This window comes from Mesorhizobium sp. GW821-FHT07A06 (genome assembly GCF_059419085.1).
The window spans coordinates 790,336-810,389 of record NZ_JBWKRC010000002.1 but is presented as its reverse complement, the minus strand read 5'-3'; the positions used below and the strand labels follow the sequence as shown (position 1 = coordinate 810,389).

Sequence of the window (20,054 nt, the reverse complement as noted above, 5' to 3'; positions counted from 1 at the left end):
GACCATGACGCGTTCAGCCCCCGACGGATCACAGAGGCAGCCTGGCGGCAATGCTGCCCGGGTGCGCATCATGGGAACGCCGAGATCCGGCACAAATCTCGCCAAGCACCTTGTCGAAACGCATCTCGGCGTGCCAGTCGTCTTCGACCAAGGCTTTTGGAAGCATGGCATCTTTCCAGCGCTGATGAGCGGGCGCGAGCTCGGATATGGCGGCTTGCCCATCATCGTGATGAGCAAGGACCCCATTACCCAGCTTCTGTCATGGTTCCGTTTCACCAGGAACGGCAGCATTTTCAGGCCTGCCAGACATCTCGGTCCGTTCCTGAACAGGCCTTTGGAAATCAGGCAGGATTTTACGCAGCCGAGCCAGATGAAGTACAGGTTCCGCACGCCCGCCGACTACTGGAACCAGTTCTATTTCGCCATGGAAGCCCTGCGCCGCACCGGCGCGCCGGTGCATTTCGTCTGTTATGAGCAGCTCGTTTCCACGCCGGCCCTTTGCCTGAGTTCGATGTCGCGTTTTCTCGATCTTGCCTCGCCTTTCGACGCCGGCGCCCCGGTGACGGTCCCCCGCTATGCGATTGGCGCAAGCAATGACATCGACCGGCCCGCCGATCCGGCCGCCAATCAGGGCCCGTTCGATCCCGCGCGCGCGGACCTGGCATCGGCGCTTGCCAGGATCGGATGGCGCAATGCGCGCCGCATCCTGCGCGACATCGACGATGACGTGCTCGAGGCGACGGGCCGGGCCGGATTCCGCAAAACCTGCCGGAAGGCGATTGGTCCCGCGGCGATACTGAGGTCGCTGGTGGGTTTTTGGTGAGAGGTGGGCGGACGCCGGCAAGCTTGACGTCACCCGCCCATCAAGCCGCCGCGGGGGGCGCCGCAATGCCGGCGTGATGGCTGCCCAATTGCCAGAAGGGCAGGGCGAAACGCCCGTGCTGCTGTTCGGTGAGGCTGAAGCCGGCGGCGCGGATCAGGCTGAGCGGATCGCGGTCGAGGTGACAGCCGCCGGCGAGGCGCCCCCACAGCCCGTTGAGGCGCCGTTGCCAGCTGCGGCACCACTTTCCTTCGGCCTGGCCGTGCTCGATGAAGATCAGCTGGCCCGTCGGCTTCAGGATACGCCGGATTTCGCCGAGCGCCGCCTCGGGGTCCGGGATGGTGCAGAAGGCATAGGTGACGACGACCGTGTCGGCGAGGCCATCGGCCAGTGGCAGGCTTTCGCCACTCGCCCGCAGGCACTCGACCCGGAATGGCAAGGCACGGCTCCTGGGACCGGCAAGGCCGAGCATCGTGCCGTCGGGATCGACGCCGATCAGCCATTCCACCTTGGTGGGGTCGTAATAGGGAAGGTTGAGGCCGGACCCGAAGCCAACCTCGACGACAATCCCCTTTGCGCGCGGGATCACGCGCCCGCGCATCCGCGCGAAGGCGCCGGCCGAACAGCCGGCGTGGACGAGGTAGGGAGCAACGCAGCGCGCGTACCAGGAGAGGCAGGTCTGGCACATGGCTCAGCCTCCGTGCCCGGTGTTGGCAGGGGTGCCGCCGCCAGCAAGCGGTTCCGACATGCGATGGCTTGACGTATTGACCGGTGACATTTCTCGCTCCAAGGGAGTCTCCTGATCGGGCCCCATTGGCCCGACGTCGCGGGGATGGATAGATGGCCGGCGTCCCCTCAACGTCCTCTCGGCATCCTTGCGCGGCCGCGTGCGGATCGATGGAGCTGATACAACTCAGATTGCTGGGGTTTCCGGAGTTCCGGCTGGACGGCCGGCGGGTGGAGCTCGCCCTGCGCAAGGCGGCCGCGCTCGTCATCTACCTCGCCGAGGCCGGTGGGCCGGTGGCGCGCGACGTCGCCGCCACGCTGCTGTGGCCCGAGGCCGACGTGGAAGCCGCCCGCGCCCGCCTGCGGCGCACGCTCTACAAGATCCGCGTCGCCTTCGGTGAGGAGATCATCGTCGCCAACGCGGCATCGCTGAGCCTGCGCCCGGCGCTCTCGGTCGAGGCCGATTCCCGGGCCTTCGACCATGCTTGCGACGCCGGACTGCTCGACGCGGCCGCCGGCCTCTACACCAGCGACTACCTCGCCGGCTTCTCGCTGCCGGACTGTCCCGAATTCGAGGAATGGGTGTTCTTCCGGCGCGAGGCCTTGCGCAGCCGGCTGGTGCAGGCGCTGGAGCGGCTGGTGGAAGCCAGGATCGCCGGCGGCGATGCGCGCGGCGCTGTCCCGCACGCCACGCGGCTTGCCGCGCTCGACCCGCTGAGCGAAAGCGCGCACCGCCACCTCATCCGCGCCCATCTGGCGGCCGGCGACAGGGCGGCGGCCGAGCGCCAGGGCGAAACCTGCACGCGGCTGCTGCGCGACGAACTCGGTGTGGCGCCGGACCCGGCCACGCTCGCCCTGCTGCGCGCGCCGATGCCCGACCCCGAACTGGAGATGCCCAGGACCCGCTATGTCGAGGTGGACGGCATCCATGTCGCCTACCAGACCGTCGGCGGCGGCCCGGCCGACATCGTGCTGGTGCCGGGCTTCATCTCGCATGTCGAGCGGATCTGGGAAGACAGGAGCTGCCGCGCCTGGCTCAGCGCGGTGTCGCGCCTCGGCCGTCTGATCCTGTTCGACCGGCGCGGCATGGGCCTGTCCGACCGGGTCGGCGCCCGCCCGACCGTCGAGGCGACGGCGCGCGACATTCTGGCGGTGATGAACGCGGCCGGCAGCCGCAAAGCCTTGCTGGTCGGCGCCTCGGAGGGCGGGCCGGGCTGCATCCGTTTTGCCGTCGACCACCCCGACCGCCTGACCGGCCTGGTTCTGTGGGGTTCGCTCGCCAAGGGCAGCCACGCGCCGGACTACCCCTTCGCGCTGACATCGGCGCAATACGATCTGTGGCAGCGGCGCCTGCTTGCCGGCTGGGGCGGCCCGGCGGAAATCGAGACCTTCGCGCCCAGCGTCGCCCAGGACCGCCAGGCGCGTGCCTGGTGGGCCGGCCTGCTCAGGGCCGCCTCCAGTCCCGGCGCGGTGGCGGGCCTGCTGCGGGCGCTGCGCGATGCCGATGTGCGGCCGCTGCTGTCAAAAGTCTCGGCCAGGACGCTGGTCCTGCACCGCGCCGGCGACCATGCCGTGCGCATCGAGGCCGGGCGGTACCTGGCCGCGCGGATCGCGGGAGCCCGGTTTGTCGAGGTGGAGGGTGAGGATCACTGGTTCTGGGTGGGGGAGCAGCGGGCGCTGCTGGAGACGATCGCGGCGATGGCGGGCGGACGGTGAGGGCCCGCTTGCGCGCGTGTCGGCCATATCAGGCATGGGTCGGGGCCGAGTATGCGAGGCCGGCCGCCGTATTCGCCGACGTCAATTACAGGTCGTCGCGGTCTTCAGCGCCTGGGCGCGCGCGGCCGCGGGCAACTCCGCGATGCGCCGAACGGAAGCGTAGAACATTGGATAGTCGCCGGAGCACAAATCATACAGGCGAAGGAACGCCGGGACCTGCTCGCCATAGACGGACGTCGCGGCGAGCTTTGCGTTGTTGATGGGGCTGTTGAACCAGGCGTCGTATCCGCGGTATCCGGCCCAGCGCCCGTCGCGCATCTGCCGGTAGCGCACCCGCAGCCTGTCGATCGTGGCTGTCTTGGCGGCAGCCATCTGTTGGGGCGCGCGGGGACTTCCATAGACCTGCCGCAACTCTTCGCGCGTTTGCGCGATCAGTCCGAGAAAATCCGCGCTGCGCTTGCGGCCGGCTTCGTAGCGGCGCAATCCGGCGCGATTGCCGGTGACCCGCAGCCATTTTCGGACGCCGCTGGTTTCGACGGCGACCGCGAACGCCTCGTTGAACGCGGAGTCGTTGTTCACATAGATTTTCTGATGCGCCAGCTCATGGAAGATGAGGCTCGCAATATAGGTGTCGTCCTGACGCAGCATGGTGCTGAGCAGCGGGTCGCTGAACCAGCCCAGCGTGGAATAGGCGGTGACGCCCGAAACGTAAACGTCCAGCCCCTTCCGCCGCAGGTCGCCGGCGCTTTCAGCCGCTGATTTCTGGGAAAAGTAACCCCGGTACGGAACGCAGCCGAAGACCGGAAAGCACCATGTCATGGGCGTGAGCGAGAATTGCGGCGCGGCAAAAACGGCAAAGGTCACATTGTCCCGGCCGATGTCGACATAGCTTCGATAGCTGCTGTTGTCGGGCAGCGCCAGCTCGTCCGTGGCAAAGCGGCGTATGGCGCTCGCCGACGTCAACTTGGCGCGCAATGCCTCCGGCGTCGATGGATCGTGGATCAGCCTGCCGACATTTTCGCGCGCCGCCATGATCCGCACATGGCCTTCCAGCGACTGCGCGTAGTAGGAAACGCTGGTGCACCCGGCCACGCCGGACGCCGTCACCACAGCGGCAAGCAATCGAAAAAAGCGCTTCACAGCTTGCCCACCGCCTGCTTGTCGTCCATGGCGCGAATGCTCATTTGCCCTCGTGTCAGGCGCACCGATTTTCGTCAAGAGCTGGCGGTGGCAACAGGTCGGACTTTCGAACTGGCAGGACTGGCAGGCGGCCAGGCGAAACTTTTGCGCCGGGCGTCGTCGCCGACCGCCAGGCGCGCCTGGCGCTCCGCCTCCCTAGGGCCGCCTCCAGCTCCGGCGCAGTCGCCTGCCTGCCGCAAGCGCTGCGCGACGCCAATGTCCGCCCGCTGCTGTCAAAAGTCTCGGCCAAGACGCTGGTGCTGCACCGCAGAGGTGACCGGGCGGTGCGGGTGGAAGCCCGGCGGTATCTGGCGGGCAGGATAGCCGAGGCGCGGTTTGTCGAGGTGGAGGCGGAGGACCACTGGTTCTGGGTGGGTGAGCAGGGGGTGTTGGTGGCGGGGATTGGGGGATGGTGCGGGGTGGGTGATTGGCCGACAGGCGACGTAAAGAGTGCGCTGTCTGTCACCGTAATTTGGTCACGTAATTCTTTGCTTCAACCGACGCTTTTCGGCGGCGTTACGATGGCAACGTACCATCGCAAGATTTCACTGAGCTTGGTAGCTGCCCGCTCTGTTCACTGGCACCATTGACGGCATGTCGTGGTTCGGAAGACATTCCGGCAGGGAAATGAGGCTTGGGAGCGGCGATCGTCCACTACGCAGCGCTAACGACATATCTATTCGATGATCCCTATCTTTATCGCAGTGGCCACCTTCGCCGGTACGGGCAAAAGCTGGCGCAGCAGCTTAGATGGACGCGCCGCCCACCACGGCCTTCTCCCCCGTCTCGACACAGCGCCCGCCGAAACCTCCCACACCGCAATCGTGCTGGTCACTGACCGGCCGGCGCTCTAGATGATGAAGGACATCGACGACGCCGGCATGTTTTCAAGCCGGTGGCTGTCGCAGGGCTGCCTCGCATCGCTGGTTGCCATTTCTTTTGTCTGGAAGGAGCAGGTTTGGAGCGAAATCAAGCAGGCCCGATAATCGTCCTGTTCAGGGACGATCTGCGTGTTGCGGACAATGGGGCGCTGGCGGCGGCGGGCGCTACGGGCAGGCCGGTCGTGCCGCTTTTCATTTTGGATGAGAGCGGGCAGGACGCGCGGCCGCTTGGGGGAGCCAGCCGTTGGTGGCTGCACCATTCGCTTGCGGCGCTGGAGCGGTCGCTGGAGCAGCTTGGCGGCAAGCTTTTCCTGCGGCGGGGGGCGACTGAGAAGATCGTGGCCGAGGCCGTCAAGGAGACGGGGTCGGGCGCCGTGTACTGGAATCGCCGGTATTCTCCAGCCGGCATCGATGCCGACAAGGCGCTGAAGTCCGGCCTGCGCGAGCAAGGGCTGGAAGCGAAAAGCCATGACGGGTTCCTGCTGCACGAGCCGTCACGCCTCGCCACGCAATCCGGCGATTTCTACAAGGTGTTCACGCCCTTCTACAGAAGGCTGGCCGAGGACGATGTGCGCGATCCGATCGATGCGCCGGCCTCGCTCACGGGATGGAAGGGCAAGCTTGCCTCCGACAGGCTCGACGCGTTCGGGTTTCTGCCAAGGAATCCGGATTGGTCGTCGGGCCTCGCACAACGCTGGCAGCCCGGCGAACAGGGCGCGCGGGAAAGGCTGGCGCGGTTTGTCGAGGATGGCCTCCACAACTACGCCGAGAACCGCGACCTGCCCGGCATTGATGGCACGTCGGGCCTGTCGCCGCATCTGGCGCATGGCGAGATAACGCCTTTCCAGATCATGGCGGCGCTGCGGCGCAGGCGCGGCAAGGACGCCGACACCTTCCGCAAGGAAGTCGGCTGGCGCGAGTTCTCCTACCATCTGCTGTTCAACCGGCCGCGCCTGCACAAGGAGAATTTTCGCCCGGCCTTCGAAGCCTTCGAATGGCAAAGCGCGCCCGCTGCGCTGAAGGCCTGGCAGCGCGGACTGACCGGCTATCCGATCGTCGATGCCGGCATGCGCGAGCTGTGGCAGACCGGCTGGATGCACAACCGCGTGCGCATGATCGCGGCATCCTTCCTGGTCAAGGACCTGCTGATCGACTGGCGCACCGGCGAGGACTGGTTCTGGGACACGCTGGTGGACGCGGACGCCGCCAGCAATCCGGCAAGCTGGCAATGGGTGGCCGGATCGGGCGCCGACGCCGCGCCCTATTTCCGCATCTTCAATCCCGTGCTGCAGGGCGAAAAGTTCGATCCGCAAGGCAGCTACATCAGGCGCTATGTTCCCGAACTGGCCAGGCTGCCCGACCGCTACATCCATCGCCCCTTCGAAGCGCCGGCAGCCGTCCTCAGGGATTGCGGGCTTTGCCTCGGAAAGGACTATCCGTCACCGATCGTGGACCACGCCATGGCCAGGGACCGAGCCCTGGAAATGTATCGCGGCACGCGAGAAGGCTGAAGCGCATCAAGTCGAAACGGGACATGCCGCGCCCCGACAATCCGCGGATAAGCGGCCGTCACGACGTAAGGAATTGCCAGAGCGCTTCGGGCGATCCCGTCGTGAGCAATCCGACTATAAGCGCGATCAGGGCGAGGAGTTGGAGCAGGGCGATGACAACGAGCGTGGAGCGGAACGGCTCCTTGCGCGTCTTGTGCCGGATCGTTTGCTGCGCGATCATGGTTCCGATGCCGCCGCCGATCATGGCAAGGGTCAGAAGCGTCGCCTCGGGAATGCGTTGTAAACCGTTCCTGGCCCTGGACTTGTTGAACGCCATGGCGGCGTGTGCCAGCAGGTTTACCGCCAGGACGTAGCCGACGACACCGATTGTGAACTGGCCCGGCATGCGCTCCCTCTGCGGGCTTTATCAACTCTCACCGCTCCTCCACAATCCGCAAATAAGCCGCCGTGACAAACAGCACGATCAGCCCGAACAAGATCCGCCGCGCCCCCTCCGGCATCTGCAGGATCGTCAGCAGCGTCGTCAGCACGGTGAGGATCAGGGCGCCGATGATGGTGCCGGTGTAGCCGCCGCGGCCGCCGAAGATGGAGGTGCCGCCGATGACGGCGGCGGCGACCGAGGGCAGGACCAGGGGTTCGGCCAGCGAGAGCGATGGGGCCTTGATCAGGCCGATATAGAGCAGGCCGGTGATGCCGGCGAGCACGCTTGACGTGATGTAGAGCGCGGTGATGACCTGCCAGTATCGCACGCCCGACAGGCGCGTTGCGCGCTCATTGTCGCCGACGGCGTAGAGCAGGCGGCCGAAGCCGGTGCGGGCCAGCGTGAAGACGATGAGGGCAGCCAGCGGTATGAACAGCAGCAAGGCGTTGGGGAAGCCGTAGGTGACGCCGGTGCCGAGCCAGGCCAGGAAGTCGGGGATCTTGGCGCCCGACGCGATCACCGTGCGCTGGTAGACCTGCAGGCAGCCGGTACCGATCAGGCTGGTGCCCAGCGTCATGATCAGCGGATGGACGCGGAAGACGCCGACGCCGATGCCGTTGACGAGGCCGATCAGCAGGGCCGGCATCATCGCCAGCAGGAAGGCGATGGAAGGGTCCTGGTTGACGATCTGCGTCGCCATGATGAAGGCGCTCATCGTCGCCACCGTGCCGACCGACAGGTCGATGCCGCCGGTCAGCATGGTCATGGTCTGGCAACCGGCCAGGATCGCCAGCGGAATGGCGAATTTGATGGTGTTGGCGATCCAGCGCTCGTTGACGATGCCGGGGCGCAGGATCTGCAGGATCACCACCAGGATGACGAGCAGGATGATCAGCGGCACCAGCGGCCGGTCGGCCATGAAGCGCTTCAGGCGGCGGCCGAAGGGGATGGTTTGGGGAACAGTCGCGGCGTTGCTCATTGTTGCCGGCTCCGCATGGTGATGAACGCGCCGAACATCACGACGGCGACCATGATGGCGCCTTCGATGATGGCGGTGACGTTGGGGTCGATGGCTAGCAGCGTGAGATCCGTGCGCACCAGGCGCAGCACGAAGACGGCGATGATCGGGCCGAGCAGGCCGCCCTTGCCGCCGCCGAGCGCCACGCCGCCCAGCACCACCGCCGCGACGCTGGCCAGGAGATAGGGGCCGGGGATGGGCGCGCCGATGCCGGTACTCATGGTCAGCGCCAGCCCGCCGAAGGCGGCGAAGAGGCCCGACAGCGCATAGGCGATGATGCGGGTGCGCTTGACCGGCACGCCTGAGCGGAACGCGGCCAGCTCGCTCGAGCCGATGGCGTAGATGGAGAGGCCGAGGCGCGAGCGCCGCAGCGGTATCCAGATGATGGCGAGGCAGACGATGAGCACCAGCAGCGCCTTGGGCAGCCAGGCGTCGATGGCGTCGGGCAGGCCTGGGATCGGCACGGTGCCGGAGATCAGCGCCTTCAGCCATTCGGCGGCGGCGCCGCCCGGCGCATCGAGCACCAGGAGGGCCGCGCCCTGCAGCACGAACAGCATGGCGAGCGTGACGACGATGTCGGGCACGCGGGTGACGACGATCAACAGGCCGTTGAGCGCGCCGAGCACGAAACCCATGGCGAGCACGAAGGGCACGACGAACAGCGCGTATTCTTCCGACGCGCCCGCCATCATCGAGGCGGCGGTGACGCTGGTCAGCGCCATCATGGCGGCGACCGACAGGTCGATGCCGCCGGCGATGACCACCACCGTCTGCGCGGCGACGGCGAAGGCGTAGGGCAGCACGGCCCGCGCCAGCGAGCCGAAATCGCCGCTGCCATAGCCGGGCTGGATCAGCTTGGTGGCGATGAACAGGACGACGAGGAGGGCGAACAGGCCGATGACCCAGCCCTGGCGGCGCAGGAAATGGCTCATGGCTTCGCCTCCGGCGCATCGGAGGCATTGGCGGTGGGGGCCGCCAGGATGCCGACATCGGCCTTGGCGCCGCGCGGCAGGCCGTAGGCGGCGCGCATCAGCGCCGGTTCGTCGGCCTCCTCGACCGGGAAGATGTCGACCAGGCGGCCGCCGAAGATGACGATGACGCGGTCGCAGACGCGCTGCACCTCTTCGAGTTCCGAGGTGTAGAACAGCACCGACTTGCCGTGGCCGGCAAGTTCGCGCAGCAGCTTGTAGATCTCCTGCTTGGTGCCGACATCGATGCCGCGCGTCGGGTCGAAGCACAGGATGGTGCGGGCGTCGGCCGCGATCCAGCGGGCGATGGTCACCTTCTGCTGGTTGCCGCCCGACAGGCGCTGCACCTCGCCTTGCGCGCGGGTGTCGATCTGCAGCCGCTCGATGGCGCTGAGCACCTTGGCGCGCTCGCGGCGCATGGGAATGGGGCCCCAGTTGCGCAGCGCGGCGCTGAAGGGCAGGGCGATGTTCTCACGCACCGAACGCTGCATGGCGAGCGCCTCGGAACGGTCGCCCGGCACATAGGCGATCCCCGAGCGGATGGCGTCGATCGGATGCGAGAATTTCACCTGATGGCCGTCGACCTCGATCGTGCCGCCGGAGGGCCGGATCGAACCGGCAAGGGCGGAAAACAATTCGTCCTGGCCCTGGCCTTCCAGCGCCACCACGCCGGCGACCTCGCCATCCCCAAGATCGAAGGAGACGTCGTTGAGCTTGGTGCCGACGCGCAGGTTCTTCACGGCGATGCGCGGTTGGGCAGGGGCGGGCGCGGCCTTCTCGGCGGCGCTGCGGGCGGCGACATGGGTCTTGACGATGCGGGTGCCGAGCATCAGCTCGACGATCTTCTCCTCGATGCCCGGCACGATGTCGACGACGCCGACGGTCTCGCCGTCGCGCAGCACCGTGGCGCGGTCGCAGAGCGCCGATATCTCGACGAAGCGGTGCGAGATGAAGATCACGGCGCGGCCGGCGTCGCCCTGGCGGCGCACCACTTCGAGCACCTTTTCGGCGAGGTTGGCCGGGAGCGCGGCCGTCATCTCGTCGAGCAGCAGCACATCGGGCTCGACGGCCAGCGCGCGGGCAAGGTCAAGCACGCGCAGCACGGCCAGCGGAATGTCGCGCGCGGTGTCGCGCAGGTCGAGGTCGGCTATGCCGAGCTCGCGCACCCAGGCGCGGAACGGCTCCACCGGCGTGCCGGTGAGCCGCAGATTGGATAGAACGTCGAGATCGGGGATCAGCGACGGCTCCTGGTAGACCGGCAGCAGTCCGGCGCGGCGGGCGGCGGCGGGCGAGCGTATGTCACGCGCCTCGCCCCGGATCAGGATGCGCCCGGCATTGGCCTGGATAGCACCGGTCAGGATCTTCACCAGCGTCGACTTGCCGGCGCCATTGGCGCCCATCAGCGCATGCACCTCGCCCGGTAGCACGGAGAGCGATGCGTTGCGCAATGCGGCGACCGCGCCGTAATTCTTGGCGACGCCTGACGCGTCGAGGAGGGGGCTGGTGGTCAAATGGTTCGGGTCTCGATTTATGGGATCTGCTCAATGCACCAGTACGCCAGGCTTGTGCGCGGCGTACTGCTGAAAAGCTCCACCTTCTCCCCTTGTGGGAGAAGCTGTCGCCGAAGGCGACGGATGAGGGGTGTTCCAGCGGAGTGAGGCGTCGGCGTTCCCTGGAACACCCCTCATCCGTCTCGGCGCTAGCGCGCCGATCCACCTTCTCCCACAAGGGGAGAAGGCAGAGGCGCAGCCCTTACTCGCCCGGACCCTTGCACGCCACGATCTGGTCCTTCGTGTACGTCGTCCAGTCCGGGATGGAGATCGAGACCGGCCATTCGGGGCTGAGCGAGGGGTCGGCGGCGGCCTTCAGCTTGGCCTTGCCTTCTTCGGTGGCGTTTTCCCACAGCTGCGGGTCGACCAGCACGGTCTGCTGTGCCGGCTTCTTGCCGTCGAGGATTTGCAAGGCCAGCGTCACACCCGCGCCGCCGATCGAACCGGGGTTGGTGACGGCAGCGCCGACGAGGCCCTTGACCGAGCTCAACTGGCCGACGAAGCCGGCATTGTCGGCGCCGACCACCGGTACCAAAGGCGCCTGCGATTCAACCAGCGCGTCGACGATGACGTTGTCGATGCCCGACGTCCAGACGCCGTTGAACGGCGTGCCGGTGGCGAGGAAAGACAGCATCTGCTGCTTGGCCTGGTCCTGCTGCCAGCCGGTGAAGACTTCCTGCGCGACCTTCACATCGGGGAATTCGGCCAGCGCCTTCTTGAAGCCCTTGTCGCGATCAGAGTCGGCGGAAGCGCCGGCGGCGCCGCGCATGTAGAACACCTCGCCCTTGCCGCCCATCTGCTGGAACAGCCACTTGGCGCCGAGATAGGCATACTGCTCCTGGTTGTTGGAGATGATGTAGGCCGACGGTTCGGTGACCGCCTGGTCGACGGCGACGACGACGATGCCGGCCTTGGTGGCTTCCTCCAGGCCCGCCTTGATGCCGGCCGGATCGGCGGGGTTGACGACGATGGCGTCGACCTTGGCGCTGATCAGGTTGCGGATATCTTCCAACTGGCCGGCGGCGTCGGTGTTGCGGTGGGCGATGTTGAGCTTGGCGACTTCGCCCGAAGCCAGCGCCTGCGCCTTCATGGCGCAGACCATCTCCTCGCGCCAGCCATTGCCCTGCACGGTGTTGGAAATGCCGATCGTGTATTTGCCGGCGGCCGACGAGACGCCCACCGAGGCCAGCAAGGCCGCGCCCGCCAGTAGCGGGACCATGGTCAGGATTTTCTTCATTTCAATACTCCTCCACATTGTTTTCAGTTTCAGTTTCAACCTGTTGGAACACGCCGCTGACAAAGTGAGTCATGCGGCGCGCTCTCATTCATTTGACGAAGGGGCGCAGCACGTCGCGGGCGAGCAGGAAACCGCGCTTCACCTGGTCGTCGCTGCCTTCAAATCGCCTGTCCTCGTGTTCGATGATGACGGATCCATCATAACCGGCGCGGTAAAGGCCGGAGAAGAAGCCGCTCCAGTCGACATCGCCCAGCCCCGGCATGCGCGGCACCTGCCAGCCTATGCCAGCCGAAAGGATTCCGCGCTCGTACAAACCATCATGATCAATCATCAGGTCCTTGGCGTGGACATGCAGCATGTAGGGGCCGAACTCCCTGATGAAGCGGGCCTGGTCGATCATCTGCCAGACCAGGTGCGAGGGGTCGAAATTCATGCCGACATCGCCGCCCCAGGTCTCCAGGATGCGGCGCCAGACCTGCGGCGAATAGGCGATGTTGTGCCCGCCCGGCCATTCGTCATGGCTGAAGATCATCGGGCAGTTCTCGAAAGCGAGCTTGACGCCGTGCCCGCGCGCATAGGCGACGATTTCGGGCCAGATCTTCAGCGCGTCCTGCCAGTTGACGTCGACCGTCTTGGACGCATCGCCGCCGCAGAAGGTGTTGACGACCGGCACGCCCATATTGGCGGCCAGCACGATCACCTTCTTCAGATGGCCGATGACCGCCTCGCGGTGCGCGGCATCCGGATGCAGCGGGTTGGGATAGTAGCCGAGGCCCGAGACAGTGAGGTTCTTCTGCGCCAGCGAGGCAACGATTTCCTTGGCCTGCGCGGGGGAGGTGCCATCCGCGTCGATGTGGCTGGTGCCGGCATAGCGGCGGGTCGCGCCAGATGTTTTCGGCCAGCAGGCGATCTCCAGCGCCTCGAAGCCGACGGAATTCGCCCAGCCGGCAACCTCGCCAAGCGGCGTCTGCGCGAACGGTGCCGTAAGCACACCAAGTTTCATCATGCCTCCCCTAAAGCCAGTGCCTATAATGCCGATTGTTTGGATCGCTTCAACCTCGCGATCTCATCTTGTTCAAGACTGTGCCTGACACCCGCCATCGGATCGTCCGACAGCAACGCGCCAAGCGCCGAGGTCACGGCCTCGCGGAAGGTAGCGTTCGCGGCGAGGCCAGGGTCGAAAATCGTGTCGATCGCGAGAATGGCGCAGGCCAGCGCCGGTGCATCGCGCCCGGTCATGTCCGCGATCTCGGCGACCTTGCCGGCATAGGGGTCCGACACCGGCCAGCGCTTGCCGAAGCGGGCCGAGGCCTGGACGAGGTAAGCCATCCAGCCGGCGACCGGCACCGACAGAAGGCCGATGCCCTGGCCCTGCCGCAAGCGGTCGCGGATCGGGTTGAGCAGACGCTGCACGATCTTCTGCGAGCCGTCGGTGGCGATCTGGTGGTTGCGGTGGCGGATCGCCGTGTTCCTCAGCCGGCCAAGGCTTTGCTCGACATAAGCCAGCGGCTCCATGCCGGGTACCGGCATCAGCGTCGGCAGCGTTTCCTCGACGAGCATGCGGTGCACGAAGACCGACAGCAGCGGGTCGGCGACGGCATCGAATGTGTGTTCAAGTCCGGCCAGCACGCCGAGGGTCGCAAGCGTCGTCTGGGCGCCGTTCAGCACCCGCATCTTGAGATGTTCGAACGGCGTCACGTCTTCGACGAAGGTCGCGCCGGCCAGATCCCAGCGCGGCATGCGGCCGGCGAATTTCTTCTCGATCACCCATTGCCGGAACGGCTCGCCGACGGCAACGGCGGCATCGCGGTAACCGAACCATTGTTCGACGCTGTCGAGATCGTCCTGGGTCACCGCCGGTGCGATGCGGTCGACCATGGCCGAAGGGAAGGCGGCGTTGGCCGCTATCCAGTCGGCCAGGCCATTGCCGCGCCGTTCGGCAAAGGTCCGCACGACATTTTCGAGGATGACGCCATTGGTCGGGATGTTGTCGCAGGAGAGCAGCGTCAGCTTCCGGCCATGCGTGGCGCGGCGCAGTTCCAGCGCCCGCGTCAATATGCCGGGCACGCTGCGCGGTGCTTGCGGGTTGGCGAGATCATGGACGATATCGGGATGGCCGAGATCGAGCGCGCCGCTGGACGGGATGTGGCAATAGCCCTTTTCCGTCACCGTCATCGTCACCAGTTCGATGTCGGGGGAGGCCAGCACGTCGAGCGCCGGCGCGGCGCTGTCCTGGCTGTCGACCACTTCGACGATGCTGCCGATGACGCGTGCCTCGACATGGCTGTTCTCGCGGATCAGCCGCGTATAGAGCCCGCCCTGACGGCCAAGCGTGTCGGCAAGGCGGGGCGGGCGGATGTTGATGCCGACGATGCCCCAGCGGTCGAACTGGAGCGAGAGCAGGTCGTCCGTGTATTCGGCCTGGTGGCAGCGGTGGAAGGCGCCAACGCCGAGATGCGCGATGCCGGGCGTCAACGCCGCCCGGTCATAGGACGGTGTCTGGACCGCGGACGGAAGCCGGTCAAGCAAGGCCGGCCCGAGCGTTTCCGGCGAGTTGGGAGCAGCGTTCACCGGTTCGCCCCGATCACCGACTGCTCCTGATCGATGACGGCGCCGGTCATCGGCCCGGCCGCGTCGGAAAGCAGGAAGACCGCGAGGCTGGCGATATCGCCCGGCTCGAGCAGCCTGCCGAAAGGCTGCGCGGCGTTGGCGGCGTCGAGCCAGCCCGGTCCATGGCCGAGCGTTTCGGACTGCATGGTGCGTTCGGCCGGCGTGTCGGTCCAGCCGACATTGATGCCGTTGACGCGGATGCGGTCGAAACGATGCGCGTTGGCGGCATTCTTGGTCAGCGTCGCCAGCGCGCCCTTGGTGGCGGAATAGACGGCAAGCTCGGGCGAGCCGCAATGGGCATTGATCGACAGGATGTTGACGATGGCGCCGCGCTCGCCGCGCTTCTTCATGTCGGCGATGGCCGCCTGCATCAGGAAGAAGGGCGCGCGCGCGTTGACGGCGAACAGCGAGGCCCAATCGTCGAGGCTGGCATCGAGGAAGGAGGCGCGGTCGGTCAGCCCCGCCGCGTTGACGAGACCGTCGATGCGGCCGAAGCGCTCGACGCAGGCCCGCGCCAAAAGGGCAGGGGTCGCCGGGTCTCCGAGGTCGGCGGCGACGAAGACTGCCGGCGTGCCCAGCCGCGAAAGCTCGGCCGCCACCGCATCGCCACGCGACTTCTCGCGGCCGGTGACCAGCAGCCCGGCCGCGCCGGAGCGCGCCAGCGTCTCGGCGATGGCGCGGCCGATGCCTTGCGTCGACCCGGTGACCAATATCACCTTGCCGTCGAGCCTGATCTCCATTCCTCCTCCCGGAACAAAGTTTCTATTTTTTGAAATATGGAACGACAATTCCCGATAGTCAATTGTGCCAGCACCACCTCATGTGCCGCGCTTTGCCGCGACGCCTTGGACCAGCGCCATGCCGACGGCCAGCGACGCCGCCAGCGAGCGGAAGCCGGCGAAGTCGGATTCCACCACCTCCAGCCAGCTGTCCGACAGCCGGATCAGCGGGCTGAACGTGCTGTCGGTGATGGTGACGATGCGGGCCTTGCGCTCATGCGCCACCGCGACGAGGTCGGGCGTGATCGAATTGTAAGGGCTGAAGGACACCGCCAGCACCGCATCCCGGCCGCCGATGCAGCCGACCTGGTCGAGCGCGGTGGAGCCGACATTGTCGACCAGCACGTTGCGCACGCCCTGCTGGGAGAGCGTCAGCGACAGATAGGTGGTGACAGGGAAGGCGCGCTTGGAGCCGATGACATAGATCAGGTCGGCGGCCGCCAGCACCTCCACCATCTTCTCGAAACTCCCGACGTCGAAGCCCGCCTCGACGCGGCCAAGCGAGGCCTGCGAGGCGCCGACCATGCCATGCAGGAAATGCAGGAGAGCATTGGGTTCGGCCTCGGTCCGAGGCTCGCCGCGCCCATCCGGCCACGACCCCTTGATGTGCTCCTTGAACAGGCCCTGGAAATCGGAAAAACCGGAATAGCCGAAGATCTGCGCGAAGCGCACCAGGGTCGACGGCTGCACGCCGGCCTGTGCGGCCACCTGGGCGATGGTGCCGAGCGCGACATCGCTCGGATGCTGCCAAAGGAAAATCGCCACCTGGCGCAGGCGCTTGGGGAAATGCACGGTACCGGACGACAGCACCGCGCGCAGCTCCTCATAGGTCTGCGGCTGGATATAGCCCAATGCCGCCAGCGAGCGCCCGCGCTTGCGCGTCGCCGCCTCGTCGCTGAGAGACCGTCCCGATGATTTGCCCGCCCCACTCATGATGTTCAGGCTAGCGCGGCACGATCGTATTACAATATGGAAATTGGAAATTATGTTCGAAAGTGGTAGCCGAGCTTGAGGCTTGGCGCGTCGCCAATGATCTGCCCGGAGGAAATAACATGGTCTACGCAACATCGGATGGGTCGGCGGGCAAGCGCCTGAGGGTCGGCATGGTCGGCGGCGGCCGCAATGCCTTCATCGGCGCGGTGCACCGGCTGGCGATGCGCCTCGACGACCAGATCGCGCTGGTGGCCGGCGCGCTGTCGTCCGACCCGGAGAACGCCGCCGCTTCGGCCGCCGAGATCGGCATCGCGCCGGAACGCAGCTATGCCGACTACCATGCCATGGCCAAGGCCGAAGCCGCGCGGCCGGACGGTATCGAGGCGGTGGTCATCGTCACGCCCAACCATCTGCATGCGCCGATCGCCACCGCCTTCCTCGAGGCCGGCATCGACGTCATCTGCGACAAGCCGCTGTCGACGACGCTCGGCGATGCCGAGGCGCTGGTGGCGCTGGCGAAGGCGAAAAAACGCCGCTTCGTCGTCACGCTGAACAACACCGGCTACGCCATGGTGCGCCAGGCGCGCGAAATGGTGATGGCGGGCGAGCTCGGCCGGATCGTGTCGGTGCATGGCGCCTATATCCAAGACTGGCTGACCAAGCCGATCGACGCCGAGGGCCAGAAGCAGGCGGAGTGGCGCACCGATCCGGCAAGGGCAGGGCAGTCCGCCGTCCTGGCCGATATCGGCGTGCATGCCTTCAACCTGGCGAGCTTCATCTCCGGGCGCGAGGCCGAGGCGGTCTCGGCCGACCTGTTCACCGCCGTGCCCGGGCGCCGGCTCGACGACAACGCGCATGTGCTGGTGCGCTGGACGGACGGGGCGCGCGGCACGATCCTGGCCAGCCAGACCTCGCCTGGCCACTACAATGATCTCTCCGTGCGCATCCATGGCGACAAGGCCGGGCTCGAATGGTCGGGTGGGCGGCCGGAGGAATTGCGCTTTTCGCCCTATGGCGAGGAAACCCGCACGCTGGTGCGCGGCGGCCACGGATCGACGGCGGAGGCGCGGCGCGTGTCGCGCATGCCGGCGGCGCACCCGGAAGGCTATATCGAGGCCTTCGCCAATTTCTATCGCGACGCCGCTGATATCATCCGCGCCCATCGCTCTGGCGGTACGGTCGATCCGGCACGCGCGGCACAGGTGCCCGACGTGGTCGATGGCGCACGGGGAGTGAAGTTTGTCGCGGCGGCGGTGGAGTCGAATGCCGCAGGCGGGGCCTGGACGGCGGCACGGTTTGGAGGATGACAGCGGATCTCTCGACAAGCGGGGAGATCACTCAGCCCAGTTGCTTCGCCAAGTCAGCCAGCATCGGGCGCTGCCCGGCAAGGATTTTCACCTCGGCCTCGGGCAGGCTGAACCAGCCGGCTCTGTCGACCTCGGGAAATTCCTTCATCGACCCGGATCGCGGCGGCCATTCCATGGTGAAGGTATTGCTGCTGATGGCGGCCACATCGATCCCGGTTGTGGTCTCGACGGACCAGGCGATGACGATCTTGCCGCCCGGCTGCCTGTAGTCGCCGAGGCGCGTGAAAGGTCCGCCGACCTTGATGCCTAGCTCTTCCGCGGTCTCGCGTTGCGCCGCGGCGAGTTCGTCCTCGTCTTCGCCGACCAGCCCCTTCGGGATCGACCAGGCGCCGTCGTCCTTCTTCGCCCAGAACGGGCCGCCGGGATGAACCAGAAGCACGCTGACATCGCCATCGCCTCGGCGATAAATCAGCAGGCCTGCACTGCGTTTTGCCATTTTTGTGTGTCCGTTTGCGGCGCCGGTGCGAAGTCGGCGCTCACCTGATTCTGCGTGGATCATGGGCGCCGGTCTTGCGCCGGGAGATTGCGACGTTATGTCAGGTGCATCCGCATTGCACCCCATTGCGGGGGCTTGCAATCTGACAGCATGGTTTGGGTTGCGTCGAAGTCAGGTGGGACGTCCGAAATGCAACTGGGTCTGATCGGCTACTACAGCGATTTCGTGGTTTATCCGCTGGTGATCGCCGTACTGGGGATCGCCGGGCTGATCGAGGCAGGCGAAGAGAGCGCCCCGGACTGGATCGGCACGGTGCTTATCTGCCTGGGCCTGTGGACGCTGATCGAATACGTCCTGCACCGCTTCGTCCTTCATCACGTTCCCTACATCAGGGATCTGCACGATCGTCATCATGTCGAGGAGCGCAGTTCTGTGGGCACGCCGACCTGGCTCAGTCTCGGTGTGCATGCGTTGATCGTACTGCCCGTTTGGATGCTCTCGGATTTCGCGATCGCCAGCGCGGTCGGTTGCGGGCTGATGCTGGGCTATCTCTGGTACATCAGCGTTCATCACATGATCCATCACTGGCATCCCTCGCATCCGAGCTACCTCTACACGCTCAAGCGCCGCCATGCCGTGCACCACCATATCGACGACACCGCCAATTTCGGTGTGACGTCGATTTTCTGGGACAGGGTTTTCGGCACGGCCCGGCTTTGAGGGCAGTAGGGCAGTAGGGCAGTAGGGCAGTAGGGCGGCCGTTCAGCGCCGCTTGCCGCGGCCGGCGGAGGACTTGGCGCCGCGTGGTCCTGTCCGCACCGGCGTGTTGTGCTGGTTTTCACCGGACAGTTTGCGCCAGCGGGCCAGGCGCTCGGGATCGAGCGTGCCGGCCTTGATGGCAGCCTGCACCGCGCAGCCCGGTTCGTGCACATGGGTGCAGTCGCGGAACTTGCAAAGTGGGGCAAGCTCGGTGATCTCGGCAAACAGCGTGTCGATGCCGTAGCCGACGTCGCTGACCTGCAGCGTGCGCATGCCCGGCGTGTCGATCACCCAGCCGCCGCCGGCAATGGCATGCAGCGACCGTGCCGTGGTGGTGTGGCGTCCCTTGTCGTCGTGTTCGCGAACGGCTCCGGTCTGCTGCGGCGATTGCCGCGCTGATCCGGCCAACGTGTTGACCAGCGTCGATTTGCCGACGCCGGAGGAACCGATCAGCGCCACCGTGTGCCCCGCGCCGCACCAGGCGGCGAGGGCGGTCGCGGCACCCGCTATGCGCGGGTTCAGCGTCACCGCGGTCAATCCGCGCTGCAGCGCGGCGGCTTGGCGCTGATACGCCTCGGCGTCTTCAGCCGTGTCGGCCTTGGTCAGCAGGATGACGGGTGTCGTTCCGGCCTCGTTGGCCAGCGCCAGATAGCGCTCGAGCCGCGCGATGTTGAAGTCGGCATTGCAGGAGGTGACGATGAACAGCGTGTCGACATTGGCCGCGGCCAGCTGCGGCACCCGGCCGCCCTGGGTGCGGCGCTCCAGAACCGTCTTGCGGGTCAGGCGACGCTTCACAAGCTGATCATGCGGCTCGACGAGCACCCAGTCGCCGACGGCATAGTCTCCGGTGGTGGCCTGCGGCGCCAGCGTCAGGTCGGTTTGCCCTGCCTGGGACAGGCCGCTCAGCCGGTCACGGTGGACCATGGCGATGCGGGTCGGGATCAGGCTTGCCTCGCCCAGTTCAAGCTGATCGGCGAAGAAATCCGACCAGCCAAGGTGGACAAGCGATGGTGACGAGGCTGGGGAGGAGGCCGTCAAGGCTTCGACCAAGGGTACGGCGTCGCGGACATCGGACAGTATCCCGGCGAGATGGGAGAGGCGAGGACCTCTCAGGATGCGCGATCCGCCCGAGAGGCTGTATGG

The 20,054-nt window shown here is 66.4% G+C and carries 19 protein-coding genes; 6 read left to right on the top strand and 13 right to left on the bottom strand.

Annotation, left to right across the window (positions count from 1 at the left end; translation table 11 throughout):
• The first annotated feature begins 4 nt into the window (after positions 1-4).
• Positions 5-823 (top strand): hypothetical protein, encoded by an 819-nt coding sequence (locus tag AC07SZ_RS09410; protein ID WP_494914026.1) that lies wholly within the window; start codon positions 5-7, stop codon positions 821-823.
• 40 nt (positions 824-863) lie between these two features.
• Here AC07SZ_RS09410 and AC07SZ_RS09405 read toward each other — a convergent pair whose 3' ends face one another.
• On the bottom strand, positions 864-1,508 hold the full coding sequence (locus tag AC07SZ_RS09405) for a class I SAM-dependent methyltransferase (protein ID WP_494914025.1): 645 nt from the start codon (positions 1,506-1,508) through the stop codon (positions 864-866).
• Between the two features lie 209 nt (positions 1,509-1,717).
• Between AC07SZ_RS09405 and AC07SZ_RS09400 the strand changes: the two genes are divergently transcribed.
• Positions 1,718-3,262: a bifunctional AfsR/SARP family transcriptional regulator/alpha/beta hydrolase gene (locus tag AC07SZ_RS09400; protein WP_056571328.1), complete on the top strand. Its 1,545-nt coding sequence runs from the start codon at positions 1,718-1,720 to the stop codon at positions 3,260-3,262.
• A gap of 81 nt (positions 3,263-3,343) precedes the next feature.
• On the opposite strand, the gene AC07SZ_RS09395 is transcribed toward AC07SZ_RS09400, so the two are convergent.
• Entirely contained in the window at positions 3,344-4,402 is a 1,059-nt protein-coding gene (locus AC07SZ_RS09395; RefSeq protein ID WP_494914024.1) for an aminopeptidase, read from the bottom strand.
• An 893-nt stretch (positions 4,403-5,295) separates the two neighbouring features.
• Between AC07SZ_RS09395 and AC07SZ_RS09390 the strand changes: the two genes are divergently transcribed.
• Positions 5,296-5,427, top strand: a complete 132-nt coding sequence (locus AC07SZ_RS09390) for a hypothetical protein (RefSeq protein ID WP_274534574.1) — start codon at positions 5,296-5,298, stop codon at positions 5,425-5,427.
• The gene (locus tag AC07SZ_RS09385) at positions 5,400-6,833 is read left to right on the top strand and encodes a cryptochrome/photolyase family protein (RefSeq protein ID WP_494914023.1); all 1,434 of its coding nucleotides are present in this window, start codon (positions 5,400-5,402) and stop codon (positions 6,831-6,833) included. Before AC07SZ_RS09390 ends, AC07SZ_RS09385 begins: the two co-directional genes overlap by 28 nt.
• A gap of 58 nt (positions 6,834-6,891) precedes the next feature.
• Here AC07SZ_RS09385 and AC07SZ_RS09380 read toward each other — a convergent pair whose 3' ends face one another.
• From AC07SZ_RS09380 to AC07SZ_RS09340, 9 genes are all read right to left on the bottom strand, one after another.
• Entirely contained in the window at positions 6,892-7,218 is a 327-nt protein-coding gene (locus AC07SZ_RS09380) for a DUF1294 domain-containing protein (protein WP_056571336.1), read from the bottom strand.
• Between the two features lie 28 nt (positions 7,219-7,246).
• The gene (locus AC07SZ_RS09375) at positions 7,247-8,233 is read right to left on the bottom strand and encodes an ABC transporter permease (RefSeq protein ID WP_056571339.1); all 987 of its coding nucleotides are present in this window, start codon (positions 8,231-8,233) and stop codon (positions 7,247-7,249) included.
• A complete protein-coding gene (locus AC07SZ_RS09370; RefSeq protein ID WP_056571341.1) occupies positions 8,230-9,204 on the bottom strand; it encodes an ABC transporter permease in 975 nt (324 codons plus the stop codon). Before AC07SZ_RS09370 ends, AC07SZ_RS09375 begins: the two co-directional genes overlap by 4 nt.
• Positions 9,201-10,751: a sugar ABC transporter ATP-binding protein gene (locus AC07SZ_RS09365; protein WP_056571343.1), complete on the bottom strand. Its 1,551-nt coding sequence runs from the start codon at positions 10,749-10,751 to the stop codon at positions 9,201-9,203. The genes AC07SZ_RS09370 and AC07SZ_RS09365 overlap by 4 nt, the downstream gene beginning before the upstream one ends.
• A gap of 241 nt (positions 10,752-10,992) precedes the next feature.
• Positions 10,993-12,027 (bottom strand): ABC transporter substrate-binding protein, encoded by a 1,035-nt coding sequence (locus AC07SZ_RS09360; RefSeq protein WP_056571345.1) that lies wholly within the window; start codon positions 12,025-12,027, stop codon positions 10,993-10,995.
• A gap of 88 nt (positions 12,028-12,115) precedes the next feature.
• Positions 12,116-13,030 carry a sugar phosphate isomerase/epimerase family protein gene (locus tag AC07SZ_RS09355; protein WP_056572113.1) on the bottom strand — a complete coding sequence of 305 codons (915 nt, stop codon included), beginning with the start codon at positions 13,028-13,030 and terminating at the stop codon, positions 12,116-12,118.
• Between the two features lie 23 nt (positions 13,031-13,053).
• Positions 13,054-14,598 carry a mannitol dehydrogenase family protein gene (locus AC07SZ_RS09350; RefSeq protein WP_494914022.1) on the bottom strand — a complete coding sequence of 515 codons (1,545 nt, stop codon included), beginning with the start codon at positions 14,596-14,598 and terminating at the stop codon, positions 13,054-13,056.
• Positions 14,595-15,377 carry an SDR family oxidoreductase gene (locus AC07SZ_RS09345; RefSeq protein ID WP_056571349.1) on the bottom strand — a complete coding sequence of 261 codons (783 nt, stop codon included), beginning with the start codon at positions 15,375-15,377 and terminating at the stop codon, positions 14,595-14,597. The genes AC07SZ_RS09350 and AC07SZ_RS09345 overlap by 4 nt, the downstream gene beginning before the upstream one ends.
• A gap of 78 nt (positions 15,378-15,455) precedes the next feature.
• Complete coding sequence (locus tag AC07SZ_RS09340) at positions 15,456-16,349, bottom strand: MurR/RpiR family transcriptional regulator (RefSeq protein ID WP_056571352.1); 894 nt, start codon at positions 16,347-16,349, stop codon at positions 15,456-15,458.
• A gap of 119 nt (positions 16,350-16,468) precedes the next feature.
• Here AC07SZ_RS09340 and AC07SZ_RS09335 point away from each other — a divergent pair, with 119 nt between their 5' ends.
• A complete protein-coding gene (locus AC07SZ_RS09335) occupies positions 16,469-17,656 on the top strand; it encodes a Gfo/Idh/MocA family protein (protein WP_056572115.1) in 1,188 nt (395 codons plus the stop codon).
• Between the two features lie 31 nt (positions 17,657-17,687).
• Here the strand turns inward: AC07SZ_RS09335 and AC07SZ_RS09330 are convergent, their stop codons facing one another.
• Entirely contained in the window at positions 17,688-18,152 is a 465-nt protein-coding gene (locus AC07SZ_RS09330; protein WP_056571354.1) for an NUDIX hydrolase, read from the bottom strand.
• Between the two features lie 189 nt (positions 18,153-18,341).
• Between AC07SZ_RS09330 and AC07SZ_RS09325 the strand changes: the two genes are divergently transcribed.
• Positions 18,342-18,872 (top strand): sterol desaturase family protein, encoded by a 531-nt coding sequence (locus tag AC07SZ_RS09325; RefSeq protein ID WP_056571356.1) that lies wholly within the window; start codon positions 18,342-18,344, stop codon positions 18,870-18,872.
• A 42-nt stretch (positions 18,873-18,914) separates the two neighbouring features.
• Here AC07SZ_RS09325 and rsgA read toward each other — a convergent pair whose 3' ends face one another.
• A complete protein-coding gene (rsgA, locus tag AC07SZ_RS09320; protein ID WP_244494078.1) occupies positions 18,915-19,949 on the bottom strand; it encodes a ribosome small subunit-dependent GTPase A in 1,035 nt (344 codons plus the stop codon).
• Between the last annotated feature and the right edge of the window lie 105 nt (positions 19,950-20,054).